Here is an 18178-nt window from a genome sequence, read left to right as displayed (position 1 = left end):
ACACTCACAGTTCGATGCCTTTCTGGGCTTTGATGCCGGCCTGGAAAGCGTGTTTAACCACATTCATTTCCGTCACGGTGTCGGCCAGATCAATCATTTCAGGTTTTGCACCGCGTCCGGTGACCAGTACGTGCTGCATCGGCGGACGGGCTTGCAGGTCAGTCAGCACCTGTTCCAGATCGAGATAGCCGTGTTTGAGCGCAATGTTCAACTCATCCAGCACGACCAGCCCGATGGACGGATCACGCAGCATTTCGCGGGACACTTCCCACGCAGCCTCGGCAGCGGCGATGTCGCGCTGACGGTCCTGCGTCTCCCAGGTAAAGCCCTCGCCCATCACGTGATAGCGCACTTGCTCCGGGAAGCGACGGAAGAAGAGTTCTTCGCCGGTGCTGTTGCGTCCCTTGATGAACTGCACCACGCCACACTGCATGCCGTGGCCCATGGCGCGGGCCAGCATGCCGAAGGCCGAGCTGCTCTTGCCTTTACCGTTGCCGGTCAACACCAGCAACAGACCACACTCATTGGGTGCGCTGGCAATGCGCTCGTCCATGACGGCTTTTTTGCGCAGCATGCGCGCCTGATGACGTTCGTCGCGTTCGGGGGATTCATTCATGGCAGCTCTCCGTTGGGGCTGAAAAAAGCAAACGGGAGGCGGGGGAGATTTAACAAAAGCGACACACCGTCGCCCGCCGCGAGGTGCTGGATGGATCAGGCCGGTCTCCGGGCTCATGAGCGGGCCGCCTGTACACAAGCAGCCCTGACCGCGCGCCTTCCCGTGAACAGACACAGTGGCACTTAGCGTGGTGTTGACTCATTTACCGTTGCGGGGGCAGCGCCGGAATCGTGGCCCCGGCGCACTGCACCTGAACCCTCACCGGCTTCCCTGTTTCACCCTGCCAGCCCATGGCTGCAGAGCACCTGAAACAAGCGGCGAAGGTTAGAGGGTTGGGGGTGGAGCGTCAATTAAAGGTAGTGCACATACCCACAGCAAAATGGCATTACCCTGAACCTTTGCCTCGCCAAGCTTCTCTATCACTTACACCCCTACTCATGGAGATTCACATGCTCAAGCGCCAGCACGCTGTTGTCATCGTACTTGCAGCAGGATTAGCCGCCTGTGGTGAGAGTTCGACTTTGCAAGTGGCGGATGGCACTGGCCCGTCGCCCAAGCTGCCTGAACCTAACAAGACGCTGATCCCGACGGTCAATATCGCCCCCGCCGTGGGTTGGTCGCAGGGAGCCAAGCCGATTGCTGCCGAAGGCCTGCAGGTCAGCGCCTTTGCCGAGGACCTTGATCACCCGCGCTGGCTGTATGTGCTGCCCAACGGCGATGTGCTGGTGGCGGAAACCAATGCCCCGCCCAAACCGGACGGCAGTAAAGGGATTCGCGGCTGGGTGATGGAAAAGGTCATGGGTAAAGCTGGCGCGGGCGTGCCCAGTGCGAACCGGATCACACTATTACGCGATGCCAATCACGATGGCATCGCCGAAACCCGCAGCGTGTTTTTGCAGAACCTGAACTCGCCATTTGGCATGGCCCTGGTCGGCAACGATCTGTACGTGGCCGACTCTGACAAACTGCTGCGCTTCCCGTACCAAGCCGGTGAAGACAGCATCAGCGCTCAGCCGACCAAAGTGGTCGACCTGCCAGGCGGCCCGCTGAACCACCACTGGACCAAAAACGTGATTGCCAGCCCCGATGGCAAGAAGCTCTACGTGACCGTTGGCTCTAACAGCAACGTGGGCGAGAACGGCATGGACAAGGAAGAAGGCCGCGCGGCGATCTGGGAAGTGGACCCCACCACCGGCAGCCACCGCATTTTCGCGTCCGGCTTGCGCAACCCCAATGGCATGGGCTGGGAACCGTCGACCGGTAAACTCTGGACGGCAGTCAATGAGCGCGACGAGATTGGCAGCGACCTGGTGCCGGACTACATCACGTCTGTCAAAGACGGTGGCTTTTATGGCTGGCCCTACAGCTATTACGGTCAACACGTCGATGCCAGGGTGAATCCGCAAAACCCTGAGCAAGTAGCAAAAGCCATAGCGCCTGACTATGCACTCGGCCCGCACACCGCTTCATTAGGGTTGAGCTTTGCCGACGGCAGCAAGTTGCCGAACTTCACCGAAGGGGCTTTTGTCGGCCAGCACGGCTCATGGAATCGCAAACCCCATAGCGGTTACAAAGTCATTTTCGTACCGTTTGCCGATGGCAAACCGACCGGGATGCCGATGGATGTATTGACCGGGTTCCTCACCGCCGATGAAAAAGCGATGGGCCGTCCGGTGGGCGTAGTGATCGACAAGCAAGGAGATCTGTTGGTGGCAGATGATGTCGGCAACAAGATCTGGCGGGTGTCCGCGAAGTAAGGTACTGCTGCCCGGAATAGAAAAAGAGGCTGTGTGATCACAGCCTCTCTCTGTATAACAGGCCCGCTTAAGGATTGCGGGCCAGGTGCTGCTCGGTTGGCAGTACACGCTTGGCATTCAGGTAGGCTTTTTGCCAGTAGGCTTTGGACAGGCTGTCGAGCTTGACGGTACCGCCGGTGGCTGGCGCGTGTACGAAGCGCCCTTCTCCCACGTAAATTCCCGCATGACTGACTTGCGTCCCGCCACTGGTAGCGAAAAACAGCAAGTCTCCGGTTTGCAGCTTGTCTTTACCCACATTCGGCGCACTCATCACGATCATCTCGCGGGTCGAGCGCGGCAACGAAATCCCGGCAGCGTCGTTGTAGACGTACTTGATCAGGCCACTGCAATCAAAGCCCGAGTCAGGGGTGTTGCCGCCCCAACGATAAGGCGTGCCCACCAGACCCAGCGCACGGAACAACACATCGGCGGCGATGGGCGAGAAATCTTCAGAGGGATTGGCAAATACCACCGGCTTTTTGGCCACTGGGGCGGGCGGCGGGTTACTGGCGCAAGCACTGAGCAGGGCTGCTAGAGTCAAAACTGAGAAGCGGGCCATGATTGACATAAACAGAACGTTCCTGATTCTGGATACGGCAACTCGGCCGCGAAACCTGAAACCGCGACAGGTAATACCTTCGCGGCTCAGGAATTTAACAATGCGACTGAATTCTAGCCCTTAGAGGCCAAACTTCAAGTGAAGCTTTAACTTTACTTGCGGGCGATTACGCTCGTTGGCGCCATGGCCAGTGCACGCTTGGCTTCAATGAAAGTTTTGCTCCAGTAGGTATCGCCCAACTTGTCGATACGCACACCACCGCTGCGGCGGCTGCTGGAGTGGATGAACTGGTCATCACCCAGGTAAATCCCCGCGTGACTGACACGACCGCGGCCGTTGGTGCTGAAGAACAGCAGGTCACCCGGCTTGAGTTTGTTGCGAGCAACCAGCGGCGCATCAACGTTGATCATCTCGCGCGTTGAACGCGGCAATTGCATGCCAGCCTCTTCGCGGAACAGATAACCGATAAAGCCGCTGCAGTCGAAGCCTGCTTCCGAGGTGCCGCCAAAACGGTAACGGGTACCGATCAGGGACATGCCACGCTCAAGAATGCTGTCAGCCAACGCTGGCAACTCGTAAGGCTTGCTGTTCTCGGAGAATTGCGCCAGTTCTTTTTCGGTCGCCAGTTCTTCCTGATAAAGAGCGGAATCCTGGGACACTGATGACTTATGAGCCTGCTGGTCGACCACTTGCTGAGACACTGGCGAGTGCGCAGCGCAACCAAATAACAGGGTAACGAGTGCGAGGGGCACGAGGGGTGCGAAGCGATTTAGCATGGGCACGACCGTGGCTTGTGGGAAAAGTAGCCGCGACTATGCCAACTATGATCCTCATTTGCAAATTCAATCGATCTAAATGTGACTCGCCAGTTTTGTCATGACATCTAAGGTTTTACACCCCTGACGATAAATTCTGCGTTTGCCACCCTTCTGGCACGCGGGTTTTCTGACGCCTGTCATTTGTCGAAACGGCTTGAAACGGCGTGTTTACCAGCCCAGGGTTTCTTTCAGGAAAGGGATGGTCAATTTGCGCTGGGCTTGCAAAGAGGCCTGATCGAGCTGCTCCAGCAGGTCAAACAGCGCACTCATGCTGCGGGTGCCACGGGTGAGGATAAAGTGCCCGACTTCGTCGGTCAGGTGCAGGCCACGACGCGAAGCTCGCAACTGCAAAGCACGCAGCTTGTCCTCGTCGGACAGCGGTCGCATCTGGAAGATCAGGGCCAGGGTGAGGCGGGATTTGAGGTCAGCCAGTTTGATCGGCAGCTCTCGCGGTGACGCCGAAGCCGCAATCAACAGCCGTCGCCCGCTGTCGCGCAGACGGTTGAACAGGTGGAACAGTGCTTCCTCCCAGTCCGCGCGACCGGCGACTGCCTGAAGGTCATCCAGACACACCAGCTCATACTGTTCGAGGTTATCGAGGATTTCGATGCCGCGATCCATCAATTCGCCCAACGGCAGGTACACAGCAGGTTCGCCCATCTGTTCAAAACGCAGGCAGGCTGCCTGCAACAGGTGCGTACGTCCTACGCCATGCTTGCCCCACAGGTAAATCAGACTTTCTGTCCAGCCGGCGTCGGCTTCGCATAGACGCTCGACATAGCCGAGTGCAGCGGCATTGGCGCCTGGATAGTAGTTTATGAAGGTAGCGTCATCACGCAGACGCACACCTAGGGGCAGCTGAATCGGTTTCATGCTGACTGAACAGTTCAAACGAACCGTTAGTGGCCTCTGTGTAAAGTTTGCAAAGTTTATACCCGTTGTAGCCGGGCGCACAATGTAACAGACCACGAGCAAAATCAAAGGTTTGCGTTAAGGCCTTGGATTATTTGAGTTTTTTCCAATTCCAACGGGCCATGCGGTGCAACAAAAAAGGCAGGTCCGTCAAACGACCGGCCTGCCTTTTTCTCACGTGACGAGACCTATAACTCCGGGTCTTCCTCGCCTTTGTACACCTGCGACTCCTTGTACATGTCCTGCACATGGCGGACCAGCACCATGATCACGGCGGCGACCGGCAAAGCCAGCAACACCCCGGTAAACCCAAACAGTTCACCCCCGGCCAAAATCGCAAAAATCACGGCCACCGGGTGCATACCGATTTTGTCACCCACCAGTAAAGGCGTGAGCACCGTACCTTCCAACGCCTGGCCGACCATGAACACCGCCACGATCCCGAGCATCGGGTACAGATCACCACCAAACTGGAACAGCCCGGCAGTTAATGCCGCGCCAATGCCGATGATGAACCCCATGTACGGCACGATGGCCGCGATACCCGCCATCAAGCCGATCAACAACCCCAGCTCCAGCCCGACCAGCATCAGGCCTGCGGAATAAATCACCCCGAGCGCAAGCATTACCAACAACTGCCCACGCACAAACGCGCCGAGTACGTCATGGCACTCTTTGGCCAGCGAAACGATTTGTTCTTCGCGGTCGCGCGGCAGCAAGCCACGGATCTTGGCCAGCATGATGTCCCAGTCGCGCAGCAGGTAGAAAGCCACCACCGGGATCAACACCAGATTGGCCAAAAAGCCGATCAGCGCCAGGCTGGACGCCGTGGCCTGCGACAGCACCACCCCGACGATATCGGACGCCTGCCCCATATGCTCAGTGATAGCGGCCTTGATCTTGTCGAACTTCCAGAAGCCGTCGCTCAGGCCGAATTTGCTTTGCGCCCACGGCACCGCCGTGTGCTGCAACCAGTCCAGCACTTGGGGCGCCAGTTGATAGAGCTTCATCAACTGCTTGGCCAGCAAGGGCACCAGGATCAGCACCAGCCCCGTTACGATCACCGTGAACAGCGCAAATACGGTCACGACGCCCCAGGTTCTGGAGAAGCCGAACTTCTCCAGACGGTCCACCACAGGATCGAACATGTACGCCAGTACGATAGCAACCAGAAACGGCGTGAGTATCGGATGCAAGAAATACACAAACAGGGCGAACACCAGCGCCATGCCCCACCATACCCATCGCCGCGAATCCGTCATCAAGCGTCCATCCTTTATATAGAAGAGAAAAACCTACCAGCGAAAGCGTAGCTGCGCGGCAGGCGTAGCGGGCGTCTGACCCGCCTCAGTCACCGGAGCGCTTTCACTCGTCGGGATTTCCTGCAAATGCGCCAGCCCTAATTGAGAGCGCAACTGCTCGGCGCTGCCATTGACCTGATACACGCTACGGTCGCCGTCCATGCGCACGAGTTGCCCACCAAACGGTTCAAGCAAACGCCCCAGCGAGGCATAACGCTCTAGGGTCATGCCCTGCACTTCCAGCAACTGCTCAGTGGAAACGCCCGGCTTGACCACGTAACGCGGCGCCAGGCGCTCACTCACGGCCAGCATCACTGCATCGGCCAGTGCCGCCTGATCCGCCGCCTGCGCGCTGCCCTGCTCTTGTTGATCACCCAGCCACATGCGCCATTTAGCTTGCCACTGGCCGCCCTCTTCACGGGCATGTACCGCCAGCAACGCATCGGCGCCATAACGCTCGGATGCTTCACGCAACGGGGCAGGATTGGAGCCTTCAATATTGTCGACCGTGCCGACCAGTTGCTCACTCAAGTCAGCCAGCGGCAAACGCAAGGGCAAACCCCTGTGTTGCGCTGCACGGCGCAGGGGTTCGGCGGCCGACTGCCCGTCACCTACCAGGCTTGAGCCTTCAACCGAGTCGCTCAGCCACCAGCTCAACAACGCCGGGCGATTGCTGCCCCACAACGACAGGCCCGCCTGCCGCAACGCACGTTCGGTGCTCACAGGATCGAAATCCACTTGCAGGCTTTCGGGCGGCCCGGCGTCATATCCGTATTGACGAATGATTTGCTGGGGGTCTTTACGCACCGGCTCCAGACCAGGATTTTGCAGCGCCTTGGCATCGCCGGTCAGGCGGATCACCAGTGTTTCCAATGCTTTTTGCGTGGCTTGGGTGCGCTCTTCGGGAGACTGACTGCTCACCGGCTCACGCACTTGATACAAATTGGTCAGAATTTCGGCATGGCTCGCCAGACTAAAAAAGGACAAACAGCCTGCGGCTAAAAGGTGATGAAAACGCATGAAATATTCCTGACGACAAAAAAGCAGTCTTGAAAGACCCGATAAATCCACTGCTGCAGGTTTCAGACAGGGCGCAAGCCAAATCATTCACCGCGGCGGCAGCGTTTTCACGCGGTCATAAAAAATCAAAAGTGAACCCGTATACCTTATACAGGCCTGCCCGCAGCGGCCAGTACGACTAAAAAAGGTTTTTTTCGCGCTATATAACCCTGCCCGTCGGCCCGAGGATGGCCGCTGCCCTTCAAGCCTGATAAAATCGCGCGCCTTCGCAGACCGGCGACAGCCGGGCACCCGGCAAATGCTTCATTCACAGCGATGAGCACTTGCCAGCGGGCCCTCTGAGATCGGTCGACCTCCCCGAATCCCCCCTAAAGGCCTGGATTATGAGCAAGCAACCATCCCTGAGCTACAAAGACGCCGGTGTAGACATCGACGCCGGTGAAGCATTGGTCGAACGCATCAAGAGCGTGGCCAAGCGCACTGCACGCCCGGAAGTGATGGGCGGCCTCGGCGGTTTTGGCGCCCTCTGCGAAATTCCTGCCGGTTACAAGCAGCCTGTTTTGGTCTCCGGCACCGACGGCGTTGGCACCAAGCTGCGTCTGGCCCTGAACCTGAACAAACACGACAGCATCGGCATCGACCTGGTGGCCATGTGCGTGAACGACCTGATCGTGTGCGGCGCCGAGCCACTGTTCTTCCTCGATTACTACGCCACCGGCAAACTCAACGTTGAAACCGCGACCCAGGTGGTAACCGGTATCGGCGCAGGTTGCGAGCTGTCCGGCTGCTCGCTGGTAGGCGGCGAAACCGCTGAAATGCCAGGCATGTACGAAGGCGAAGACTACGACCTGGCAGGTTTCTGCGTTGGCGTGGTCGAAAAATCCGAAATCATCGACGGCTCCAAAGTGGCTGCCGGTGACGCCCTGCTCGCCCTGCCGTCTTCAGGCCCGCACTCCAACGGTTACTCGCTGATCCGCAAGATTATCGAAGTGTCCGGTGCAGACATCGAAAACATCCAGCTCGACGGCAAGCCGCTGACCGACCTGCTGATGGCCCCGACCCGCATCTACGTGAAGCCGCTGCTCAAGCTGATTAAGGAAACCGGCGTGGTCAAGGCCATGGCGCACATCACCGGCGGTGGCCTGCTCGACAACATTCCGCGCGTGCTGCCTAAAGGCGCCCAAGCCGTGGTGGACGTGGCCAGCTGGCAGCGCCCTGCGGTATTCGACTGGCTGCAGGAACAAGGCAACGTGGCCGAAACCGAAATGCACCGCGTACTGAACTGCGGCGTCGGCATGGTGATCTGCGTGGCTCAGGCTGACGTAGAAACCGCTCTGAACGTGCTGCGTGAAGCCGGTGAACAGCCTTGGGTCATCGGCCAGATCGCAACCGCCGCAGAAGGCGCTGCGCAAGTCGAGCTACAAAACCTCAAGGCACACTGATGCCTGACACGTGTGATGTAGTGGTGCTGCTTTCCGGCACAGGCAGCAACTTGCAGGCCTTGATCGACAGCGATGACATCAAGGCTAGCCCGGCCACCCTGCGCGCGGTGATTTCCAACCGCGCTGACGCACCGGGCCTGCAACGCGCCAAGAACGCGGGGATCGACACCCGCGTTCTGGATCACAAAGCATTCGAGGGCCGCGAGGCCTTCGATGCTGCACTGATCGAAATCATCGACACTTTCAATCCGCACCTGGTGGTACTGGCCGGCTTCATGCGCATACTCAGCGCTGACTTCGTGCGCCATTATCAGGGGCGCCTGCTGAATATCCATCCGTCTTTATTGCCCAAACACAAAGGCCTGCACACGCATCAACGTGCACTGGAAGCGCAGGATCGTGAGCATGGTTGCAGCGTGCACTTCGTAACCGAGGAACTCGATGGCGGCCCTCTGGTCGTACAGGCAGTGCTACCTGTCGAGCCTGAAGACACGCCAAGCAGTCTGGCGCAACGGGTTCACGCCCAGGAGCACCGGATTTACCCCCTTGCAGTGCGCTGGTTTGCCGAGGGCCGCTTGTCTCTCGACGAACAAGGTGCATTATTGGACGGTCAATTACTCCCGGCCAGCGGCCACCAGATACAAATCTAGGAGATTTTATGCGTCGTGCCCTGCTCCTTGCCCTTAGCCTGCTAGCCATCCCAGCAGTGCAAGCGGCCGATCTTCAGCCTTTCACGGCCAGCTACACCGCCGACTGGAAACAGTTGCCGATGAGCGGCTCCGCGGAACGCAGCCTGGTCAAAGATAAAGAAAAAGACAACGTCTGGACCTTGAACTTCAAGGCCTCGATGCTGGTAGCGAGCCTGAGCGAAGTAAGCAAACTCAAGCTGGAAAAAGACCAGCCGGTTCCTCTGAGCTATCACTTCGAACGGGGAGGCTTGGGTAAAGTCAAAAATGTAGACCTGAACTTCAACTGGAAGGACATGACGGTTACCGGGACCGACAACAAGACGCCTGTGACGGTAAAACTGCTGACCGGCATGCTCGACAAGTCGACGTACCAACTGGCCCTGCAGCGCGACGTACTGGCCGGCAAAAAGTCGATGAGCTACCAGGTGGTTGATGGCGACGAAGTAGACACTTACGACTTCCGCGTAATCGGCCCCGAAGTAGTCACCACCAAAGCCGGTAAAATCAACGCCATCAAGGTTGAGCGCGTGCGCGATCCAGCCCAGAACAAGCGCATCACCGAAATGTGGTTCGCCAAGCAATGGGATGGCCTGCTGGTTGCCTTGCGTCAGGTCGAAAAAGACGGCAAGGAATACAACATCATGCTGCTCGACGGCACGGTGGACGGCAAGACAGTCAAAGGCGAATGAGCCGCGACTGACAGTGCCAGACAAAAAACCTCGCTCCGGCGAGGTTTTTTTTGACCTTGAAACCCCGGCAAAGATGAAACTTTTCAGAACCCCCCTACAACTTGCCTCTAACTCTTGCAATAGGATGCTCGAAAACTACAAAGAGTGGCACGTATGGCTAACCATGGTTACATGACGATCACCGGCAAGGCTCAAGGCCTGATTTCGGCGGGCTGTTCAACCCAGGACTCCATGGGTAATAAGTATCAGACAGCGCATACTGATGAAATCATGGTGCTGTCCTGCAACCATAATATGGCCAATGTCGGCAATATTAATAAACCAACACATCATCCAATTATCATATCCAAAAATATTGATAAATCTTCGCCGCTACTGGCTCAAGCACTCTCAAGTAGAGAAGAAATAAACTGCATCATCAGCTTTTACCGCGTTTCGCCCTATGGAAAGCAGGAGAAATTTTATTCTATCTCGATGAATAGCGGAATTATTGCTGACCTGACATTTGAAATGCCTCACGCTATTTTGCTGCACGATGCAGAACCGCAAGAACATGTCGCCATCCGTTATCGAGACATCACGTGGACCCACCATTCTGCCGGCACCAGCGGATACAGTACGTGGGGGGAATACGAGTGAAGCCAACCATTGAAAGTTGTATGCCTGGTAGCTGTGACTATTGGATGGTCAGTGCCGCAGCTGGAAAGCTTGGAAGCCAAGCCAGCACATTGGGTGTCCGGCACATTAAGGACGGCGCACTGCGATTACAGTTCAATCGCGAAGTCGCTTACTATGCCAAAAGCATTGTTGATGATGTCTCGCAGGGCAAAAAAAGCCCTGAGCAGGGCTTACAAGATATTGAAAACGAACAGAGAAGCCTGCTGAACCAGTCAATGGAAATTGCTCAAAAAGGCGTGGGAGCAATCGCCGGGGCATTTCAAATTGCCGCAGGGGTCGGGATCTGTTACGCCTCAGCAGGTATCCTGTGCGTAGTTGCAGGCGCACCCATGATGGCCCATGGTGCTAATAATCTTTATGAAAACAGTCGTAACCTCTTAGAGAGTCGTTCTGATACCCAAGGCCCCGTCAGAAAGCTTTATCACGAGGGCGCTAAACTACTCGGCGGCAGCGCACATGATGGGAATATGGCCTATGGCACGGCTGATTTGGGACTTTCTGCATATGCCGTAGGAAGAATGGTATTAAAACCAGATGCCTGGCGCCTATTCAGGTATATAAAAACCGATTACGCCAGGTCATATAAAATAATGGGGAGTCGCGCTCTTGTATTCGAAGGGATTAGCGATAGCGTGACAGGTAGATCAATGTACCAAGAGCACAAAAACAATGATAAATAGCACTCTAGTTTCCTTTTTATACCTAACACTCTCTCTGACAGCACTGTCCTCTTTATATTTTTTTTCACGCTTTTTCTCTGGTAAAAAATTCAAATGGCGATGGTTTTTTTTATGCTTGCTCTTAACTCTTTTTGTTGGATCTTTCCATATGAGCACAGTGAAGTACGGATATGACATTATCTTTCCTGCACTAAAACCTATCCTTAAGGATAATGATGCAGTTGGATGGATCGCATTTGTAAGTATCTTTCTCCATACAGCCTGTATCCCCACCCAATATGAGCCCAAGCGATGGTTTTACCGAAAATAAACTCACATCCAATCAGTCTCGCCAAGAGGTGTGAGCAGGCCGAGGGAGCGATAGGATCATTTGATCAAGGGCCGCCATCGCATACCTTCCACCACTGCTTTTGAAGGTTGATATCCCTGAAGGAAAGCCAAATCGCACTCCGCAGGGAAGCACTTCACTCTGAGCTGAGTACCACGTCAGCCGAGCTTGTTGGAGGTGCACGTGTAGCGTAAACATGCTCCGGCGACGGGTTGTGTCTGCTTTAGCGGGTTTGGACGCGAGCTGAGACTCTACGCAGCCAATCATGTAATCGTCAGCAATGTCAAAAACAGCCTTGGTCGGTATGTTCCACCGCGAAAGCGACGCCCGGGACTACAAGGCCGAGCTGGAAAAGCTGGAAGCGCAACAGCGCCGGTCCTGAAGCATTGATACGACCCTCTTGAAAACAACAAACCCCGCCGAAGCGGGGTTTGTTATGACAGCCATGAAGGCGTGCTTACCACATCAGATCATCTGGGATCTGGTACGCCGCATACGGATCGTCTTCTTCAGGTGTTTTCGGCTCAACCAGAATGTTGAGCTGCACGATCCGGCGCGGGTCGCGCTCCTGAATTTTCAATGCCGCTTCACGCGGGATAACTTCGTAGCCACCCTGATGCTGCACGATCGCCAGCGAGCCATTGGCCAGCTTGTTGCGCATCAGCGTGTTGACCGACAGGCGCTTGACCTTCTTGTCGTCCACGAAGTTGTAGTAGTCCTCAGTGCTGAGCTTGGGCAAGCGCGAAACTTCGATTAATTGCTTGATCTGAGCGGCACGGGCCTTTTGTTCAGCCTTCTCCTGTTGCTGACGGTTCAGCTCCTGGTCGCGCTTGATCTTCTCGGCTTTGGCTTCGGCCGCCAGGCGCTGCTGAGTGTCATCCAGCTCGATCTGGCCTTTATGGGCCAGACGCTGCTGCTTCTGCTTTTCTTTACCGGCCTGCTTGGCCTGTTTCTCGTTGACCAGTCCGGCTTTGAGCAACTGGTCGCGTAGGGAAATGCTCATCTACTTACTCACTTAGGCAAACTCAGCCGCAGCTGGGTAAATTCTTTTCCTGGCGCTTGGCTTCACCCCAGAGGGCGTCCAGGTCTTCAAGGGTGCAATCTTCAATGGGTCGCAGGGTATCGCGCAATGCCTGCTCGATAAACCTGAAACGCCTGTCAAATTTGGCATTTGCCCCACGCAAGGCCGTTTCAGGGTCAACTTTCAGGTGTCGCGCCAGATTCACCACGGAAAACAGCAGGTCACCGACCTCGTCATGGATGGCAGTCGAGTCGTTGTCCGCCATGGCTTCCAGCACTTCGTCGAGTTCTTCACGCACCTTGTCCAGCACCGGCAGGGCCGCAGGCCAGTCGAAGCCTACCTGAGCGGCGCGCTTCTGCAATTTGGCGGCCCGCGATAAGGCGGGCAACGCCACGGGCACGTCATCGAGCAAAGACAACTGATGGGGCGCCGACGCTTTTTCGGCCCGTTCTTGAGCCTTGATTTCATCCCAACGCTGCTTGACCTGTTCTTCGCTCAGGCGCGGCACGTCCAGCGGGGCATACAGATCGCCCGTCGGAAATACATGGGGATGGCGGCGGATGAGCTTGCGGGTGATGCTGTCAATGACCCCGGCAAATTCAAAGCGCCCTTCTTCACGGGCTAACTGGCTGTAATAAACCACTTGAAACAACAAGTCGCCCAACTCGCCTTGCAAGTGCTCGAAGTCGCCCTGCTCGATGACGTCCGCGACTTCATACGCCTCTTCAAGGGTGTAAGGCACGATCGTGCGGTAGGTTTGCTTGATGTCCCACGGGCAGCCGTACTGCGGGTCACGCAGCCGGGCCATGAGGTGAAGCAAATCGTCGAGGTTGTACATCACGGATCTCTTCTACAAAACGCTATGAGCAGGGCCGCACGCAACGCCAGTTACCCGCCTCCAGTGGCTGAAAGCGGGGTTCCTCAGACCTTATCGCGGCTCACTGCGCCCGATACGCCGGGTTTCAATGATGTTGGGCAGTTGCGAGATTTTTCCCAACAGACGCCCCAGCGAATCGAGCCCCGGAATCTCGATGGTCAAGGACATCAGCGCGGTGTTGTCCTCTTTGTTCGAGCGGGTGTTGACCGCCAATACGTTGATCCGCTCGTTGAGCAGCACTTGCGACACGTCACGCAGCAACCCGGAACGATCGTACGCCCGAATCTCGATATCCACCGGGTAGGTGGAGACCGGGATCGGCCCCCAGTTGACCTGAATCATCCGCTCCGGCTCACGACTGCCCAGTTGCAGCACCGAAGCGCAATCCTGACGGTGAATACTCACGCCACGCCCCTGGGTGATGTACCCGACGATGGCATCGCCGGGCAGCGGCTGACAACAACCGGCCATTTGCGTCAGCAGGTTACCCACGCCTTCGATCTGGATGTCGCCGCGTTTGCCCGGCTTGTAGCCTGTGGCCTTGCGTGGAATCAGCTCCATCTGCTCGTTGCCGCGTTCGGGCTCGACCATTTGCTGCGCAAGATTGATCAACTGCGCCAGACGCAAGTCGCCCGCGCCCAGTGCCGCGTACATGTCCTCGGCGGTTTTCATGTTGGCCTTGTCGGCCAGCTTCTCGTAATCCACCGCAGGCAGGCCCAAGCGGCCCAGCTCGCGCTCAAGCAGGGTTTTACCCGCGGCCACGTTCTGGTCACGCGCCTGCAACTTGAACCAGTGCACAATTTTGGCCCGCGCCCGCGACGTGGTGATGTAACCCAGGTTCGGGTTAAGCCAGTCGCGGCTCGGAGTGCCGTGCTTGCTGGTGATAATCTCGACCTGCTCACCCGTTTGCAGGCTGTAGTTGAGCGGCACGATACGCCCGTTGATCTTGGCGCCACGGCAGTTATGGCCGATTTCGGTGTGCACCCGATACGCGAAGTCCAGCGGTGTCGCACCCTTGGGCAAATCGATGGCATGCCCGTCCGGGGTGAAGATATAGACACGGTCCGGTTCGATATCGACCCGCAACTGCTCGGCCAGCCCGCCGATATCGCCCAGTTCCTCGTGCCATTCCAGCACTTGGCGCAGCCACGAGATTTTCTCTTCGTACTGGTTGGAGCCCGCCTTGACGTCAGTGCCCTTGTACCGCCAATGCGCGCACACGCCGAGTTCGGCCTCTTCGTGCATGGCGTGGGTGCGGATCTGCACCTCAAGCACCTTGCCCTCCGGCCCGATCACGGCGGTATGCAGCGAGCGGTAGCCGTTCTCTTTCGGGTTGGCGATGTAATCGTCGAATTCTTTCGGGATATGACGCCACAAGGTGTGGACGATGCCCAGCGCGGTGTAGCAATCGCGCATTTCGGGCACCAGCACCCGCACGGCACGCACGTCATAGATCTGGCTGAAGGCCAGACCCTTGCGCTGCATTTTGCGCCAGATGGAATAGATGTGTTTGGCCCGGCCACTGATGTCAGCATCAACCCCGGTGGCTTCCAGCTCCGTACGTAACTGATTCATGACCTCGGAGATGAAACGCTCGCGATCGAGACGACGCTCATGCAGCAAAGTCGCGATCTGCTTGTACTGCTCAGGCTCAAGGTAACGGAAGGACAAGTCCTCCAGCTCCCACTTGATATGGCCAATGCCCAAGCGGTGCGCCAATGGCGCGTAAATATCGAACACCTCGCGTGCGACGCGATTACGTTTTTCATCCGGGGCGTTTTTGACGGCGCGAATGGCGCAGGTGCGCTCGGCCAGCTTGATGAGCGCGACGCGCACGTCATCGACCATGGCCACCAGCATTTTGCGCAGGTTCTCGACTTGGCCCTGGGTGCCCAGCACCATCGACTGACGCGGGCTCAGGCTGGCGCTGATCGCGGCCATGCGCAGTACGCCATCAATCAACTTGGCCACCACTTGGCCGAATCGCTGAGTAACGGCGGGGAGCTGAATCTGGCCTTCACGCACGCCGCGATAGAGAATCGCCGCGACCAGCGAATCCTGATCCAGCTTCAGATCCGCGAGAATTTCAGCGATTTCAAGCCCGGTGCGAAAGCTCGAGGTGCCTTCGGTCCACAGGTTTTTCGCGGCGTTCGCTTGCTGTTCGGCCTCGCGTGCAAACTCACAGGCTTCTTTCAAGGCTTCACGGTCCAGCGCGACATCCACACTCACGGCATGATCAAGCCATGCCTCGAGGTTGAGACTGCCGTCGGTGTTGATCGGCTGGTGTGCTCTGACCTGTACCATCTTGCTTACCTTCCCTACGGCGCACATTCAATGCGCCGAAATCACCGGCCCGAATCCCGATTCCACGCCACTGGGCCAAGTCGCGTGGAACTGCGGGCCCGTAGAAATAGACAGACCGTCCTAGTCTGCTTCAAATAACGCCATTGCCTCGACATGCGCGGTTTGCGGAAACATATCGAGGATTCCGGCACGTTTTAACCGATAACCCTGTTTCATCAGTTCAACCGTGTCACGCGCCAGCGTAGCCGGGTTGCACGACACATACACCAAGCGTTTGGCCCCAAGGGCAGACAGCTTGCGCACCGCTTCATAGGCACCGTCACGCGGCGGATCCAGCAGCACAGCAGAAAAACCGTCGTTGGCCCACGCTGCTTGCGCCAGCGGCTGCGACAGGTCGGCCTGAAAAAACGCTGCATTATGCAGGTTGTTACTGACCGCGTTTTGCTCAGCGCGTTCGACCATAGTCGCAACCCCCTCAACCGCCACCACGTCGCGGACCTGTTTGGCCAACGGCAACGCGAAGTTACCCAGCCCGCAAAACAAGTCAAGAACCCGCTCGTCGGTTTGAGGCGCCAGCCACTCCAGCGCCTGAGCCACCATGGCTTCGTTGACCCCCGCGTTGACCTGTACAAAGTCGCCGGGACGGTAGGCCAGTTGCAAATCCCATTGTTCTAAACGGTAGCCCAAGGTTTGGGTCAAATCGACAGGTTGCGGCTCACCTTCGCCATGCAACCACAATTGGGCACCGTGGGTCAGGCAAAACGTCTGCAACACCAGCATGTCGGATGCGGTGAGCGGTGCCATGTGGCGCAACAGCACGGCAATGGCCGAACCGCTGAACAGCTCGACATGGCCCAACGCCCGAGGGTTGCTCAACTGGCGCAACATGGCAGGCAGCCCGGCCATAATAGGTTGCAAAGCCTGTACCAGAACCAAACAGTGATCGATGGCCACAATGTCCTGACTGCCCGCCGCACGAAAACCGACCTCCAGCTGTTTGGCACGCGCATCCCAACGCACCGCTATGCGGGCGCGGCGGCGATAGCCAAACTCGGGACCGGTCAAGGGCGCTGCCCACTCGTCAGGTTCGACTCCCGCCACCCGCGACAACTGCTCGGCCAACATGCGCTGTTTCAGTGCAAGCTGCTCCTCATGGGGCATATGTTGCACGCTGCAGCCACCACAGCGCCCGGCGTGGGCGCAAGGGGCGACGCGACGCACATCATTGGCTGTGAAGACGCGTTCGGTGCGGGCCTCAACGATTTTACCGTGGGCGCCCAGCACCCGCGCCTCAACCTCTTCGCCGGCCAGTGCCCCGGCCACGAACCAGGTACGCCCGTCGATGAACGCGATGCCGCGCCCATCGTTGGCCAGACGCTCAATGCGCAAACGCTGCTTTTTGCCCGTGGGCACTTGCGGGGCCTTGGTGCCGCCAGCCGGCTGAAACCGCAGGCCTCTTTCTTGCTTAGCCATCAGTTAGGCGCATCGTAAATGCCGGTCGACAGGTAACGGTCGCCACGGTCACAAATGATCGCGACGATCACCGCGTTTTCCACCTCTCGGGACAACCGCAGCATCGCGGCCACTGCACCGCCAGAAGAGACACCACAGAAGATGCCTTCTTCACGGGCCAGACGACGCATCACGTCTTCGGCTTCGCGCTGAGCCATGTCGACAATCCGGTCGACCCGGTCAGCCTGGTAAATCTTCGGCAGGTACTCGGTCGGCCAACGGCGAATGCCGGGGATGGCTGCGCCTTCCATCGGTTGCAGGCCAATGATCTGGACGTTGGGGTTTTGTTCTTTCAAATAGCGCGACACGCCCATGATGGTGCCGGTGGTGCCCATCGAGCTGACAAAGTGGGTGACGGTGCCTTGGGTCTGATGCCAGATCTCCGGGCCGGTGCTGGTGTAGTGCGCTTCAGGGTTATCGCCGTTGGCAAACTGATCGAGCACCTTGCCACGACCTTCGGCCTGCAGCTTATCGGCCAGATCGCGTGCACCTTCCATGCCGTCTTCCTGGGACACCAGAATCAGCTCCGCGCCATAGGCCGTCATGGCCGCCTTACGCTCGGCACTGGAGTTGTCAGGCATGATCAGGATCATCTTGTAGCCTTTGATCGCAGCGGCCATGGCCAGTGCGATGCCGGTATTGCCGGACGTGGCTTCAATCAGGGTGTCGCCGGGCTGGATCTGGCCGCGCGCTTCGGCGCGGGCAATCATCGACAGCGCCGGGCGGTCTTTGACCGAGCCCGCCGGGTTATTCCCTTCGAGCTTGAGCAATAACGTATTGGTGGTGTCGCCGGCCAGGCGCTGCAAGCGCACCAGCGGCGTGTTGCCGACGCAGTCGGCGATAGTGGGGTACTGCAAAGTCATGGCGTATTCGCAATCCGGACTGCGGGGGCGCACATCATACCGACAAACGCCAATTGGCCATATCACGCAAAGT

The 18178-nt window shown here is 57.6% G+C and carries 17 protein-coding genes and 1 riboswitch; of the genes, 6 read left to right on the top strand and 11 right to left on the bottom strand.

All coding sequences use genetic code 11. The features are described 5' to 3' along the window. Positions 1–4 precede the first annotated feature (4 nt). Entirely contained in the window at positions 5–616 is a 612-nt protein-coding gene (gene cobO / locus CJF39_RS18450) for a cob(I)yrinic acid a,c-diamide adenosyltransferase (protein ID WP_094994733.1), read from the bottom strand. An 81-nt stretch (positions 617–697) separates the two neighbouring features. Then, a riboswitch (cobalamin riboswitch) is annotated at positions 698–940 on the bottom strand. Between the two features lie 125 nt (positions 941–1065). Between cobO and CJF39_RS18445 the strand changes: the two genes are divergently transcribed. After that, positions 1066–2373, top strand: coding sequence for a PQQ-dependent sugar dehydrogenase (locus CJF39_RS18445; RefSeq protein ID WP_094994732.1), 1308 nt, complete (start codon positions 1066–1068; stop codon positions 2371–2373). 67 nt (positions 2374–2440) lie between these two features. Here the strand turns inward: CJF39_RS18445 and CJF39_RS18440 are convergent, their stop codons facing one another. The 5 genes from CJF39_RS18440 to CJF39_RS18420 all read right to left on the bottom strand — a co-directional run bounded on the left by CJF39_RS18440 (position 2441) and on the right by CJF39_RS18420 (position 7022). Next, positions 2441–2980 carry a C40 family peptidase gene (locus CJF39_RS18440; protein ID WP_094994731.1) on the bottom strand — a complete coding sequence of 180 codons (540 nt, stop codon included), beginning with the start codon at positions 2978–2980 and terminating at the stop codon, positions 2441–2443. A 143-nt stretch (positions 2981–3123) separates the two neighbouring features. After that, the gene (locus CJF39_RS18435; protein WP_094994730.1) at positions 3124–3747 is read right to left on the bottom strand and encodes a C40 family peptidase; all 624 of its coding nucleotides are present in this window, start codon (positions 3745–3747) and stop codon (positions 3124–3126) included. A gap of 210 nt (positions 3748–3957) precedes the next feature. Next, positions 3958–4662 carry a DnaA regulatory inactivator Hda gene (gene hda, locus CJF39_RS18430; RefSeq protein WP_047276383.1) on the bottom strand — a complete coding sequence of 235 codons (705 nt, stop codon included), beginning with the start codon at positions 4660–4662 and terminating at the stop codon, positions 3958–3960. A 227-nt stretch (positions 4663–4889) separates the two neighbouring features. Beyond that, complete coding sequence (locus tag CJF39_RS18425; RefSeq protein WP_094994729.1) at positions 4890–5963, bottom strand: AI-2E family transporter; 1074 nt, start codon at positions 5961–5963, stop codon at positions 4890–4892. Positions 5964–5996: 33 nt separating this feature from the next. Then, positions 5997–7022, bottom strand: a complete 1026-nt coding sequence (locus CJF39_RS18420) for a DUF2066 domain-containing protein (RefSeq protein ID WP_094994728.1) — start codon at positions 7020–7022, stop codon at positions 5997–5999. Positions 7023–7405: 383 nt separating this feature from the next. On the opposite strand from CJF39_RS18420, the gene purM reads away from it, so the two are divergent. From purM to CJF39_RS18395, 5 genes are all read left to right on the top strand, one after another. Then, positions 7406–8464 carry a phosphoribosylformylglycinamidine cyclo-ligase gene (gene purM / locus CJF39_RS18415; RefSeq protein ID WP_047276389.1) on the top strand — a complete coding sequence of 353 codons (1059 nt, stop codon included), beginning with the start codon at positions 7406–7408 and terminating at the stop codon, positions 8462–8464. Next, positions 8464–9114 carry a phosphoribosylglycinamide formyltransferase gene (purN, locus tag CJF39_RS18410; protein WP_094994727.1) on the top strand — a complete coding sequence of 217 codons (651 nt, stop codon included), beginning with the start codon at positions 8464–8466 and terminating at the stop codon, positions 9112–9114. The genes purM and purN overlap by 1 nt, the downstream gene beginning before the upstream one ends. 8 nt (positions 9115–9122) lie before the next feature. Further along, on the top strand, positions 9123–9842 hold the full coding sequence (locus tag CJF39_RS18405) for a DUF3108 domain-containing protein (RefSeq protein ID WP_094994726.1): 720 nt from the start codon (positions 9123–9125) through the stop codon (positions 9840–9842). Between the two features lie 153 nt (positions 9843–9995). Then, positions 9996–10481: an Hcp family type VI secretion system effector gene (locus CJF39_RS18400; RefSeq protein WP_094994725.1), complete on the top strand. Its 486-nt coding sequence runs from the start codon at positions 9996–9998 to the stop codon at positions 10479–10481. A 44-nt stretch (positions 10482–10525) separates the two neighbouring features. Further along, the gene (locus CJF39_RS18395) at positions 10526–11200 is read left to right on the top strand and encodes a DUF4225 domain-containing protein (RefSeq protein ID WP_094994748.1); all 675 of its coding nucleotides are present in this window, start codon (positions 10526–10528) and stop codon (positions 11198–11200) included. A gap of 785 nt (positions 11201–11985) precedes the next feature. On the opposite strand, the gene CJF39_RS18385 is transcribed toward CJF39_RS18395, so the two are convergent. From CJF39_RS18385 to cysM, 5 genes are all read right to left on the bottom strand, one after another. Then, positions 11986–12531 (bottom strand): DUF2058 domain-containing protein, encoded by a 546-nt coding sequence (locus CJF39_RS18385; RefSeq protein WP_047276399.1) that lies wholly within the window; start codon positions 12529–12531, stop codon positions 11986–11988. A gap of 22 nt (positions 12532–12553) precedes the next feature. Continuing rightward, positions 12554–13387, bottom strand: a complete 834-nt coding sequence (gene mazG, locus CJF39_RS18380) for a nucleoside triphosphate pyrophosphohydrolase (protein ID WP_094994724.1) — start codon at positions 13385–13387, stop codon at positions 12554–12556. Between the two features lie 90 nt (positions 13388–13477). Continuing rightward, positions 13478–15730 carry a GTP diphosphokinase gene (relA, locus tag CJF39_RS18375; RefSeq protein ID WP_094994723.1) on the bottom strand — a complete coding sequence of 751 codons (2253 nt, stop codon included), beginning with the start codon at positions 15728–15730 and terminating at the stop codon, positions 13478–13480. Positions 15731–15850: 120 nt separating this feature from the next. After that, positions 15851–17203 (bottom strand): 23S rRNA (uracil(1939)-C(5))-methyltransferase RlmD, encoded by a 1353-nt coding sequence (rlmD, locus tag CJF39_RS18370; RefSeq protein WP_094994722.1) that lies wholly within the window; start codon positions 17201–17203, stop codon positions 15851–15853. Further along, positions 17203–18105 carry a cysteine synthase CysM gene (cysM, locus tag CJF39_RS18365; protein ID WP_094994721.1) on the bottom strand — a complete coding sequence of 301 codons (903 nt, stop codon included), beginning with the start codon at positions 18103–18105 and terminating at the stop codon, positions 17203–17205. Before cysM ends, rlmD begins: the two co-directional genes overlap by 1 nt. Positions 18106–18178 lie beyond the last annotated feature (73 nt).

It is taken from the genome of Pseudomonas lundensis (genome assembly GCF_002269125.1).
Taxonomy (GTDB): Bacteria; Pseudomonadota; Gammaproteobacteria; order Pseudomonadales; family Pseudomonadaceae; genus Aquipseudomonas; species Aquipseudomonas lundensis_A.
The sequence above is the reverse complement of the archived record's forward strand: the minus strand, read 5'-3'. Positions and strand labels throughout refer to the sequence as shown.

Coding starts and splice junctions, on each gene's coding strand:
- cobO (WP_094994733.1), bottom strand. CDS start 616: ATGAATGAATCCCCCGAACGCGACGAACGTCATCAGGCGCGCATGCTG.
- CJF39_RS18445 (WP_094994732.1), top strand. CDS start 1,066: ATGCTCAAGCGCCAGCACGCTGTTGTCATCGTACTTGCAGCAGGATTA.
- CJF39_RS18440 (WP_094994731.1), bottom strand. CDS start 2,980: ATGTCAATCATGGCCCGCTTCTCAGTTTTGACTCTAGCAGCCCTGCTC.
- CJF39_RS18435 (WP_094994730.1), bottom strand. CDS start 3,747: ATGCTAAATCGCTTCGCACCCCTCGTGCCCCTCGCACTCGTTACCCTG.
- hda (WP_047276383.1), bottom strand. CDS start 4,662: ATGAAACCGATTCAGCTGCCCCTAGGTGTGCGTCTGCGTGATGACGCT.
- CJF39_RS18425 (WP_094994729.1), bottom strand. CDS start 5,963: ATGACGGATTCGCGGCGATGGGTATGGTGGGGCATGGCGCTGGTGTTC.
- CJF39_RS18420 (WP_094994728.1), bottom strand. CDS start 7,022: ATGCGTTTTCATCACCTTTTAGCCGCAGGCTGTTTGTCCTTTTTTAGT.
- purM (WP_047276389.1), top strand. CDS start 7,406: ATGAGCAAGCAACCATCCCTGAGCTACAAAGACGCCGGTGTAGACATC.
- purN (WP_094994727.1), top strand. CDS start 8,464: ATGCCTGACACGTGTGATGTAGTGGTGCTGCTTTCCGGCACAGGCAGC.
- CJF39_RS18405 (WP_094994726.1), top strand. CDS start 9,123: ATGCGTCGTGCCCTGCTCCTTGCCCTTAGCCTGCTAGCCATCCCAGCA.
- CJF39_RS18400 (WP_094994725.1), top strand. CDS start 9,996: ATGGCTAACCATGGTTACATGACGATCACCGGCAAGGCTCAAGGCCTG.
- CJF39_RS18395 (WP_094994748.1), top strand. CDS start 10,526: ATGGTCAGTGCCGCAGCTGGAAAGCTTGGAAGCCAAGCCAGCACATTG.
- CJF39_RS18385 (WP_047276399.1), bottom strand. CDS start 12,531: ATGAGCATTTCCCTACGCGACCAGTTGCTCAAAGCCGGACTGGTCAAC.
- mazG (WP_094994724.1), bottom strand. CDS start 13,387: ATGTACAACCTCGACGATTTGCTTCACCTCATGGCCCGGCTGCGTGAC.
- relA (WP_094994723.1), bottom strand. CDS start 15,730: ATGGTACAGGTCAGAGCACACCAGCCGATCAACACCGACGGCAGTCTC.
- rlmD (WP_094994722.1), bottom strand. CDS start 17,203: ATGGCTAAGCAAGAAAGAGGCCTGCGGTTTCAGCCGGCTGGCGGCACC.
- cysM (WP_094994721.1), bottom strand. CDS start 18,105: ATGACTTTGCAGTACCCCACTATCGCCGACTGCGTCGGCAACACGCCG.